This window comes from Psychrobacter urativorans (genome assembly GCF_904846695.1).
Classification (GTDB): domain Bacteria; phylum Pseudomonadota; class Gammaproteobacteria; order Pseudomonadales; family Moraxellaceae; genus Psychrobacter; species Psychrobacter urativorans.
Genome location: NZ_CAJHBR010000008.1, coordinates 103,177 through 113,953, shown reverse-complemented (window position 1 = coordinate 113,953; position 10,777 = coordinate 103,177). Strand labels below are relative to the sequence as shown.

10 protein-coding genes are annotated in these 10,777 nt (G+C 42.2%); 6 read left to right on the top strand and 4 right to left on the bottom strand.

Features of this window, described 5'->3' with window-relative positions:
* Positions 1 to 517: 517 nt before the first annotated feature.
* A complete protein-coding gene (locus tag JMY09_RS07450; RefSeq protein ID WP_227677224.1) occupies positions 518 to 1,219 on the bottom strand; it encodes a DNA glycosylase in 702 nt (233 codons plus the stop codon).
* A 68-nt stretch (positions 1,220 to 1,287) separates the two neighbouring features.
* Here JMY09_RS07450 and upp point away from each other — a divergent pair, with 68 nt between their 5' ends.
* Together upp and JMY09_RS07440 are read left to right on the top strand one after the other, a co-directional pair.
* Positions 1,288 to 1,962 carry a uracil phosphoribosyltransferase gene (gene upp / locus JMY09_RS07445; RefSeq protein WP_201622966.1) on the top strand — a complete coding sequence of 225 codons (675 nt, stop codon included), beginning with the start codon at positions 1,288 to 1,290 and terminating at the stop codon, positions 1,960 to 1,962.
* 202 nt (positions 1,963 to 2,164) lie between these two features.
* Positions 2,165 to 2,917, top strand: coding sequence for an SDR family NAD(P)-dependent oxidoreductase (locus JMY09_RS07440; RefSeq protein ID WP_201622965.1), 753 nt, complete (start codon positions 2,165 to 2,167; stop codon positions 2,915 to 2,917).
* On the opposite strand, the gene JMY09_RS07435 is transcribed toward JMY09_RS07440, so the two are convergent.
* Complete coding sequence (locus tag JMY09_RS07435; RefSeq protein WP_201622964.1) at positions 2,918 to 3,619, bottom strand: hypothetical protein; 702 nt, start codon at positions 3,617 to 3,619, stop codon at positions 2,918 to 2,920. It lies immediately after the preceding gene.
* A 191-nt stretch (positions 3,620 to 3,810) separates the two neighbouring features.
* Here JMY09_RS07435 and JMY09_RS07430 point away from each other — a divergent pair, with 191 nt between their 5' ends.
* Complete coding sequence (locus tag JMY09_RS07430; RefSeq protein ID WP_227677223.1) at positions 3,811 to 4,848, top strand: alpha/beta fold hydrolase; 1,038 nt, start codon at positions 3,811 to 3,813, stop codon at positions 4,846 to 4,848.
* Positions 4,849 to 4,979: 131 nt separating this feature from the next.
* On the opposite strand, the gene JMY09_RS07425 is transcribed toward JMY09_RS07430, so the two are convergent.
* Together JMY09_RS07425 and tyrS are read right to left on the bottom strand one after the other, a co-directional pair.
* The gene (locus JMY09_RS07425) at positions 4,980 to 5,207 is read right to left on the bottom strand and encodes a DUF1653 domain-containing protein (protein WP_201622963.1); all 228 of its coding nucleotides are present in this window, start codon (positions 5,205 to 5,207) and stop codon (positions 4,980 to 4,982) included.
* Positions 5,208 to 5,302: 95 nt separating this feature from the next.
* The gene (tyrS, locus tag JMY09_RS07420) at positions 5,303 to 6,514 is read right to left on the bottom strand and encodes a tyrosine--tRNA ligase (protein ID WP_201622962.1); all 1,212 of its coding nucleotides are present in this window, start codon (positions 6,512 to 6,514) and stop codon (positions 5,303 to 5,305) included.
* Between the two features lie 390 nt (positions 6,515 to 6,904).
* Here tyrS and JMY09_RS07415 point away from each other — a divergent pair, with 390 nt between their 5' ends.
* The 3 genes from JMY09_RS07415 to JMY09_RS07405 all read left to right on the top strand — a co-directional run bounded on the left by JMY09_RS07415 (position 6,905) and on the right by JMY09_RS07405 (position 10,738).
* Positions 6,905 to 8,281 carry an anhydro-N-acetylmuramic acid kinase gene (locus tag JMY09_RS07415; RefSeq protein ID WP_379606619.1) on the top strand — a complete coding sequence of 459 codons (1,377 nt, stop codon included), beginning with the start codon at positions 6,905 to 6,907 and terminating at the stop codon, positions 8,279 to 8,281.
* 221 nt (positions 8,282 to 8,502) lie between these two features.
* Complete coding sequence (gene fabF / locus JMY09_RS07410; protein ID WP_201622960.1) at positions 8,503 to 9,849, top strand: beta-ketoacyl-ACP synthase II; 1,347 nt, start codon at positions 8,503 to 8,505, stop codon at positions 9,847 to 9,849.
* Positions 9,850 to 10,018: 169 nt separating this feature from the next.
* Complete coding sequence (locus tag JMY09_RS07405; RefSeq protein WP_227677222.1) at positions 10,019 to 10,738, top strand: hypothetical protein; 720 nt, start codon at positions 10,019 to 10,021, stop codon at positions 10,736 to 10,738.
* The last annotated feature ends 39 nt before the right edge of the window (positions 10,739 to 10,777 follow it).

Sequence of the window (10,777 nt, the reverse complement as noted above, 5' to 3'; positions counted from 1 at the left end):
AAAAGAAAAGATAGTCAACTTTATTTTTTAACATTCTGAATCAACAAAAATCCACACAAGTTGTTCTTTAGTTATGCTTTTAAATAGTATCGCTCTGCTGTCGTCCAGTAGAGGATTATTACACTAACCAATCAAAGACATTTGCTTATCTTGTTTAGCGAGCTGACTATCATATCATGTTTATATAGTCTGTCAACCCTTTATTCTAATTCGTTTCAGTAGATTGACGTGCTAATTATTAAGTGACTTATCACTTCCTAATTACTCCCGCTTGTCTTGCTGAGGTGCGTATTATAGACGCTTTAATCTGAGTGTCAAGAAGTTATTTAGCTAACTTTATTCTAAGCGGTAAACCACTCCCATAAAGCCGCTCTTCTGTTCCGACAGGGACGCATTATACGCATATTAAAGGCTCGGTCAAGCTTAGTCTAAGATTTAATTTGCCTTCGCCTAAGGATTCTCTTATTAGTTGATGCTTATCATGGGTTTAGAGTTTGGACCGGGGTTTGTTTATTATTTATAGCTTACCTATCTTTTCAAAAAACGTTCTATAAGCGGCTGCTTTTTTGTCTAAAGCTAGCGGATAAGCACGTGAAGTAGAAGGCAGTCTATATAAAGTCAAATCACTAACATGGTCTGTGACTCCGTTTTTATCATGCCATTGGTAAGGATAATCAATGCTCTGGTTAGTCTTGGGATATTTGGACTTGATCGGTGGTGACGGTAATAAGTTCAATAATACTTCTGTGGCCCTACCACCAGTAGTAAATAATGCACTCACCTTTGGCACTTGTAGCAATATCTCATCTAGATTAACAGTAGTGACTACCGTTAAGTTCTTGTCAGAGGCGTTGCCAGTTTCGCGGATGGCTTGTTTGACTGTAGGGCAAGAAGCTATACCACGCTTAAATAGAAAAGCCCGGATACGTTCAGGATCAAAGCGCTTCTCATCCCCTACTCTAAAGTAGTTAACATCGTCAAAGAACACTTTGCCATAAATTCGCCACATGTCATTATAAAAATTAGGATAATGAAAGCTCATAGCCCATTTATCGCTAGTGGGTGGAAAGGTACCCATCATCATAACTGTAGCATCGGGCGGTAGCACTGGTGCAAAAGGATGGTCTTCTATTTGTGCTGCTGATAAGTTCAAATCAGTAGTAGCATCACTAGCAGAATTATTACTGCCATTGTTATTATTCAATGATGATTTGGTCATGATATTCTCCATCAGAAAAGTGGTTTTTTTGCTATCATAGCATACGATCAAAAACTAGAGAGTTATCCATGAGTGACCTAAATAACGGTGCCAATAGTAAATTACATATTACGGTAATCAATCATCCCTTAGTACGCCATAAACTGAGCTTGATGCGTGAAAAGGACTGTAGTACTTATAAGTTCCGTACTTTGACCAAAGAGCTTGCTCGCCTGATGGCTTATGAAGCAAGCCGTGACTTCGAGATTGAGACTTTTCCTATCCAGGGCTGGTGTGGTGAGATTGACGGTGAGCAGATTATCGGCAAGACCGTAACTGTAGTACCTATATTACGTGCCGGTCTTGGCATGTTAGAAGGGGTGCTCGACTTGATACCAACGGCAAAGATATCAGTTGTCGGTCTACAGCGTGATGAAGAAACCCTACAACCAGTGCCTTTCTTTGAAAAATTCGTTAGCCATATGGACAAACGCCCAGCATTGATTATTGATCCTATGCTAGCGACTGGCGGTTCAATGATTGCTACTATTGAGATGCTAAAAAAACACGGTTGTAAGAATATCAAAGCTTTAGTACTAGTAGCCGCTCCTGAAGGAGTACGCTTAGTCAATGAAGCACATCCTGACGTGACTATTTATACTGCCGCATTAGACGGTCATTTGGATGAACGTGGATATATTATCCCAGGACTTGGTGATGCTGGTGATAAGATTTTTGGTACTAGACAGATTGGCGGTGAATAGTAGTGCTAGGGTCAGTCCTCAATAGGACGGATAGCTATTGACAGTAGGCATTTAGGATATATTAACAACCAAACTTCGCTAAATTACATGCTAAGTTATACGTTAAAGCATAAAAACTGAGTTGATAGCAGCACAATCAATCAAGGTAAACTCCATAAAAACTAATTTAATAAACGCAAAACTGCTAAATTAAGGATGACATATGAATGTTTTGATTACTGGTGCAAGTGCAGGATTTGGTGAAGCCTTAGCCAAGCTATTAGTTGCCAAAGGTCATAAAGTGATCGGCTGTGCTCGACGCTTAGATAGACTAAATGCGCTAGCAGAAGATTTGGGTGAGTTATTTTTACCAGTGGTTATGGATGTTACTGATATTGCGGCTATCCCGAAAATACTAGCTGACTTGCCTGCCGACTTTAAGCAAATTGACGTGCTGGTTAATAATGCTGGACTAGCACTTGGTACTGAGCCTGCTCATAACAGCGATCTGGCTGATTGGACACGAATGGTCGATACTAATGTCAAAGGTCTAATGGCAGTTACTCATGCTGTGTTGCCAGCGATGGTTGAACGCAATAGTGGCTATATCATTAACGTTGGCTCTATAGCTGGCAATTGGCCTTATTACGGTGGGAACGTCTACGGGGCAACCAAAGCCTTTGTAAAGCAGTTCAGTCTAAACTTACGAGCCGATCTATTGGGTACCCAAGTGCGAGTCACTAATCTTGAGCCAGGTAATATCGCTGGTACAGAATTCTCAAATGTGCGTTATCATGGTGACGATGACAAGGCAGCTAAAGTTTATAGCGGCTTTAAAAATATGACTGGCGATGATATCGGCGATATCTTGTTATGGCTAATCGAATCTCCGGCTCATATCAACGTCAATCGCTTGGAAGTGATGCCAGTGGCACAAACTTATAACGGCTTAACTATTGCCAAAAATGATAGCTAGTTAACGCAGCTCATAACAACGCAGCAGCACATCAGTATTGGCTAATATTGCTGTGCTCGCTGTCTCTTGTTCGACTTTGTGATGCATAATATCATGACTGATATGGTGCTCATCTACTAATCGTAAATCATCAAAACCTAAAATCAACACCTCATTACGTATACGTTCGCTGGTGCGCTTGTTATGGCGTAGTGGAAAACCTAATACTCGCTTACTAGCCACTCGTATCTGATTAATAACTGCTTGCCGGTTTATTACTAGCGACTTGCCAGCATCATGCTTTAGCTTTTGCGCACCCACTATTACTGTAGCTGGATTAAGCGTAGTAGTAAAAAACCTTTCTTGCCGAGCTTTTTTCGGCATATTACCTGCCATAAATACTATCTGCTCTAAAGGTAAATACTGCGTATGACGCATTAATTCATTGCGAAACAATACGGGTATATCCCTATTAAAGCTGTCTTCAGACTGCCCATAGAGTGCAGCAAAACTGTGTTGAATATAGCGTCCAAATATTGAAGCCGTAATCCATTCTTGATAAGTATCGTTAGCCTGTAGCTGCTTAGTAAATAGATAAGGATCTGGGCTAACCTTACCTAATAGCATGGCCATTAATAAGGACTGCGCATTATCGAATGTCTGCTGCTCCCAGACTTGCGGATAAAGACTGTTATCAAGCTTTGGTAGCGTCGCTTTGCTCATCACTCGATATCCTTTTATTTATTAAAAAATAATGACCACTAGTGTTCTGTGTTAACGGATAGAGCATTTTATAAATCTGCTTTAAGTTAAAGTCAGATAAAAATAACCGCGATGCGAATAACCGTTTGGCAAGGTTTGCTAAATCTTGATTATTAACCCTTTTACTATAACAAGCCATCAATAATAAAATAATGAGCCAGCTGTGTATCAATGACCCAGAGCAAGCACAAGCTATTTACTACAGCTATAGCGCTGAGATCCCCTCGAAGTTAATGGAAAATATGCCTACTATCCTTGCCAAGCAATATCAATTGCAAACTATTCATGTCCTCGCCGTGGACGGCACGCCATTACCGATTTCAGTGATTGGCAATGGCACGCCCGTATTGATGCTGCATGCCTTTGGTATGGATACCCGGCAATTTTTGCCTTTTATTCTGCCCTTAACCAACCACTATCGTTTTTATTTGCCACACTTTCGCGGCTTTGGCTTAGCAACAGCGCTGACGTTGCCAAACTTTGACTTTATAGAGCAATACGCTGAAGATACCGAGCAAGTATTAAAATATATCACTATAGAAAATAATGCTGCCACTGTATCTGTGGCAGGTATTTCAATGGGTGCCCTAGTGATGTGGGCTTACTTTAGGCGCTTTGGTACTAGTAAAGTCAGCCGTTACCTTAATATTGACCAAGCACCTATTATCCATAATCAAGCAGACTGGCAAGGTGGACTATTCTGGGTGCGGCAAGCAGAGTTATTTGCTAAGTTTGATAAGGTAGTTAATGACACTGCGCCTTATCTAGCTACTGATGACTTTCGTCACTTACCCTTCGCTTTAAAGAGTGGCTTATTAGAGATGGAGCAAGCGTTTTCATTGCTATCTGTTGGACGCCGTCATTCGCAATTAGTAGTGAAGACACTTAACCACCGCGCTCCCCATCAAGTGGCGCTGATGACTCATGCTACTTGGCAACATAAGCTACGCTGCCTAGCCGCTTATATACAACTGCCCTTTGACTATCGTGATACTTTAGCAGCGGTAGATATTCCAACTACCCTACTGATCGGTGGCCGCTCGCAGTTATACCAGCCAAAATGGCAGCAGCGTTTAGCCGATATGCTCCCGAATGCCACTACTCACCTATTACCTAAATCCGGTCATGCGGTGCCGATGGATGCGCCCGTTGGGTTTTATCGGGCTTTGAAGGAGTTTTTAGATGATTAGACTTTTAAACTGTTAAAGTTGGCGTAGGCTGGGTTTTTAACCCCGCTTCCAGACTTTGCAATATTAAAATGCTGGGTTAAAAACCCAGCCTACAAAATCATCAGAATTTATAGTCACATTTCTATTTTGAACTAGTCCGCCAAAGCTTTAATCAGCTTAAATCGAGGCACTTGCTTGCCATCATGCGTTACCGTTTCAGCAAACATCGATAGCGGTCGCGCCCAAACGCCATACTCACCGTATAGACAACGATAAACCACTAACGATTCTTCGGTCTCTGAGTGCTTTGCGGTGTGCAATACTTGATATTCATTACCTTTGTAATGCTGGTAGATACCTTGCGGGATGATTTGAGACATGACCAGTTCCTAATTTTAAAAATTATTAGTTTTTATTGATAAAAAAAGGCCAAGCATCAATGCTGACCTGATTTTTACTAAGCCTTATACCATCCTTAACCTACCGTAACCTTGGCATAAGCTTTCTTGCCAGCTTGGATAACCGCCGTCTGTCCCGAGGTTAAGCTAAAGCCCCCATCGACCACTTCGCCATCAACTTTCACTGCGCCACGTTTGATCATGTCTTTCGCCGCTGAGCTGTTTTTGGTAAGACCCGCTTGGTTTAAGATCTGAGTGATGAATAGCGCCTCTTGCCCTTCTAAATCTAAAGTCACTTCTGGCAAATCCACTGGCAATTCGCCATCGGCTAGTACATTACCTGCAGATTTGTGCGCATTGGCAGCAGCATCAGCGTCATGAAAACGTTCGATTAACTCTTCAGCGAGAATACGTTTGATTTCTTGTGGGTTACGACCTTTTTCCATCTCTTCTAGCAAGGCTTCCACTTCTTCCATTGGCTTAAAGCTTAAAAACTCAAAGTAACGACGGATTAGAGTATCTGGCATAGAGAGGATTTTTTGGTACATAGTGCCTGGAGCATCATAAATAGCCACATAGTTACCTAAGGATTTAGACATCTTATTAACGCCATCTAAGCCTTCTAAGATAGGCACAGTAATACAAACTTGTTGCTCTTGATCATAACGGCCCTGCAAAGTGCGACCCATCAGCAAGTTAAAGGTCTGATCGGTACCGCCAAGCTCAACATCAGCCTTCAGAGCGATAGAGTCATAGCCTTGCACTAGCGGATAGAGGAACTCGTGAATAGAGATAGGTGTTTGTGAGGCATAACGTTTAGAGAAGTCGTCACGCTCAAGCATGCGAGAAACGGTTTGTTGGCTGGCCAGCTGAATCATATCCGCAGCTGACATATCGTTAAACCATTCTGAGTTAAAAACCACGCGGGTTTTCTCTTTATCTAAAATCTTAAACACTTGCTCTGCATAAGTCTTAGCATTGGCTTTGATTTGTTCATCGGTTAACGGTGGGCGAGTAGAATTCTTACCAGAAGGATCACCAATCTTGGCGGTATAGTCGCCGATTAAGAAATAAATTTCGTGACCTAAATCTTGGAAATGCTTGAGCTTGTTAATCAATACCGTGTGACCCAAATGTAGATCAGGTGCCGTAGGATCGAAACCGGCTTTAATACGTAAAGGACGATTTAACTTCAGCTTCGCCACTAAATCATCGGTAGATAAAATCTCTTGAGTACCACGTTGGATAAGGGCAAGCTGTTCTTCTACTGTGTATGAGTGGTCAGTCATAATAATCTCTTTATAGTCTTTTTTGAATGATTGGTACATCCCGAAGGTTTATAGCCTCGTAGCTGTACAAAAAAATGTTAGAATTTGGCAGATATACTAGCGTTTTTTGAGATAAATTGCCATTAGTAAGCAGTCGGATGACACCAGACAATAATCACTTCTACTTTATTCACGCTATAAGCTAGTAGTAAACAGACGATAAAAACGCATAAATCATAAGCAGATAATAATAAGATAGTAATTAGGTAGTAATTAGATAAACCTTAAATAAAGGCCTAAAACACCTAATGGAATTTTGCTTATAGCTACGGTATTGAGCAAAGCTCCTATTAAAATATAGTCACTCTAAAAACACTTAATTGAGTTCTGATTTTACGATCTCTTTATCCTATTCTTCAAAACTTGAGTATAACCATGTCTATAGAAAATAATGCTGCTCTGAACAGCAACGATAGCTCCAATCACGATGACTTAAACTACGCCACACTCACTGATGCACTTGAACAAACGGTATTTGACAACTTCGATGACGGTCTATATATCGGTATGATGTCAGGCACTAGCTTGGATGGTATGGATGCGGTGTTATGCCAGTTTGCGGCTGATAATCAGGATAACAGTCAGGATAATACGGTAGCACCAATGCAGCTAGTAGCGACTTATAGTGAAGATTTTTCACCGCGTTTACGTGAAGTGCTATTAGCCTTATGTCAGCCTAATGGCGCTAAGGATTTAATCTCGCAAAACGATGAGCCTAATGGCGACTGTGGCGAGCTAGATTGGTTTGGTTGGGCCAGTCGTGAGTATGGAGAATTCGCCAGCAAAGTGGTTAATACTTTATTGCAGCAATCTAATATCGACCCAGAAGCAGTGCTAGCCATCGGCTGTCATGGTCAAACTATACGTCACCGCCCACAGTTAGGCTTTACTATCCAACTAGTCGATGCCAATATTATCGCTGAGCGTACCGCTATTAGCGTAGTCAGTGACTTCCGCCGTCGTGATATGGCAGTCGGTGGACAAGGCGCGCCTTTAGTTCCAGCCTTTCATCAAGCCATGTTTGGCAATGCTACTAGCACTCGTGTGCTGCTTAATTTAGGCGGTATAGCTAATATTACTGTGTTACCAGCAACAGGGATGGAGCAACCTAGTCAAGTCGTCGGTTATGATACTGGCCCTGCAAATTTATTGCTGGATGCTTGGGCGGCACTACATACTGGTAAAAACTACGATGATGGCGGTGCTTGGGCGCAAACAGGCCGAGTCCTTGAGCCCTTGCTAAACCAATTATTAGTTCATCCGTTTTTTGCTAGAGCCTATCCCAAAACTACTGGCCGTGAGGACTTCAATCTAGCTTGGTTACAAGACGAGCTACAAAAATTTGATCAAGCCGCTGCCAATACTCGCTACTCATCAGCTGATGTACAAGCGACGCTAACTGAACTGACAGCCATAACTGCTAGTATGCAAATTAGATCTTTTACTAATGAGGACCTGAGTACTGTAAATCCAGCGCCTGAAGCTAGAAGCGAAGTCTATGTTTGCGGGGGTGGTGCACTGAATGATTATCTGATGATTAGACTGCAAGCCCACTTACCACATTGCATCGTTGCTACTACTGCCAGCTTAGGACTCCAACCAACTTGGGTGGAAGCAGTGGCCTTTGCTTGGTTAGCAAGGCAAACCTTGATGGGTGAAACTGGTAACTTGCCCGCAGTGACTGGCGCTAATAAGGGCGTGGTGTTAGGGCAAGTTTGTTTTGCTTAAAAATCATTCTATTTGATTATTATTTTGAGCTCACAACCATCGCAGCTTTGCACTGTGCAATACTAAACAGTTTTAAGTTTACAGCTGTAAGCTGATGTGATTTATAATGGTTGCTAAAATACTAATATAACGCTATAAATGACCTAGCGAGAACGGGCATTAGTTATATACAACTTGTAAAACTATCTTTTTAGGATGGCAACAAATATAGGATATATCACATGAGCCAAAGTAGTAGTAGTTCAGCCACATCGCCACAGCAGAAGCACCGTAAGCCGCCTCATTATGAACGCTCTGATGAAACACGAGTAGTAGTTACCGGTATGGGTGCAGTGACACCTTTAGGATTAGATGTTGAAAGTACATGGGCTCAGCTGCTGGCTGGTGAGAGCGGAATCACTGCTATTACTCACTTCGATGCTACTGATTATCGAGCGCAAATCGCTGGGGTAGTCAAAGACTTTGATCCTAGCAAGTTTATGAGTGCTAAAGATGCACGCCGCTATGACAAGTTCATGCATTATGCGGTAGCGGCTACTTCTATGGCGCTACATGATGCTGGCTATGTAGATACCATTAGTAGCGAGGATGCGCCAGTAAAAGGGGTTGATCAACAGCGTTTTGGGGTGATCTTAGGCTCAGGTATTGGTGGTATTCAGACTATCGAAGACAGCTGTGCAACCTTACGTGAAAAAGGCGCTAAAAAAGTCTCGCCGTTTATTATACCTGGCTCTATTGCCAACATGGCAGCAGGGCTAGTCGCTATCAAACATCAGCTAAAAGGCCCTAACCTTGCTACCTCAACGGCTTGTACTACCGCCACTCATGCTATCGGTTTAGCAGCACGTCTGATCGCTTATGGCGATGCTGATGTGATGATCGCTGGTGGTAGCGAAAAAGGCTCAAGTCCGCTGGGTATATCAGGGTTTGGGGCGATGCATGCGCTATCTACTCGTAATGATGAGCCAACCAAAGCGTCGCGACCTTTTGATAAAGATCGTGATGGCTTTGTACTTGGCGATGGTGCAGGTGTCATGGTATTAGAGAGCCTCGCCCATGCTAAAGCTCGTGGTGCCAAGATTTTGGGTGAAATGGTTGGTTTCGGTATGAGCGATGATGCCAGTCATATCACCTCTCCACCAGAAGATGGTAGCGGTGCTGCACGAGCTATGCAAAATGCCTTAAATGATGCCGGAATCACTGCTGATGCTGTAGGTTATGTCAATGCTCACGGGACTAGTACGCCAGCGGGCGATGTCGCTGAATCCATAGCGATTGAGACCGTATTTGCTGCGGTTAAAGACAGCATTTTAGTCAGCTCAACCAAATCAATGACTGGTCATTTATTGGGTGCTGCTGGTGGTATAGAGGCTATCTTTACCGTGCTAGCTTTGCAGCATCAGCATGTACCGCCAACTATTAATCTAGATAATGTTGAGGACAATTGCAATCTTGATTATGTGGCTAATCAATCGCGCAGAGTGACTGACCTGAACTATGCAGTCTCTAACAGCTTTGGTTTTGGTGGTACTAATGGCTCATTAGTATTCGCTCGTTGGAACGCTTAATCGGTACAGACATGTTGACTATAGTTTTAGCTTCTATTTATTATGATTTTAGAGGCAAGTTTGATTAGCAGAAGATTTATATTGATTTTGCTACGTTTGTCCTCTTGCAGCCCCTTATGATATTTGCGTATGATAAGGGGTAATTTTTAGCATATTTATGGAAGCAACTATGTCAAGCTATTCGTTTTCACATCAATTTTATCAACATTGGACTGGTGCGCCAGAGCCAGTGCGAGCAGCTATTGTACAAGAGTTGACCGATATCACTGAGCTATTGCAAAGTGAAACCCCATTTGAAAAGTTTGTTTTTAGCATTCATGATCTTGATGCCCATTTGGACGATCTATACTGCGCCTATGAATTACAACAAGCTGAGAAAAAAAGAATAGCTGATGAAAAGGCCGCTGTAGAGGCACAGCAAAAATTAGCAGAACAACGTAAAACCATACAAGAAGAACAAGAAAAAGAAGATATACGTCAACAAGAAATGGCAGAAAAAAGACAGAAACAACAGGCGGCTATAGCAGCAGATTTGGCAAGTAAAGCTGCCAGCGTAGTAGCAGACAATGCTGATAATGAAGAAAGTGAAGAAAGTGAAGATGATAGCAATAACCGCCATGATGATAAAGCTCAAATGGTCTCGGCCAACAGTATCAAAGCGGTTAGCGATAGTATCAATCAAAGCTCAGCTATCGACTTGTCTTTAGCCGATAGCAAATTGAATGCTACTCATAAAGATATGATTCATGAGCTTGAGATGCACATTGATGATTATCTAACTGATGAGATGCTACAAATGTCTGAAAACTTAAAGTCATGGCTGCGTGCTGAGGTAAGTCGTCAATTGGCTGAAAAACAGCAAACAGCTACTAATGCTACAGATAAATAAATTCGACTAAAAACCCTTAAGATTTCTTAGTTAACTGTC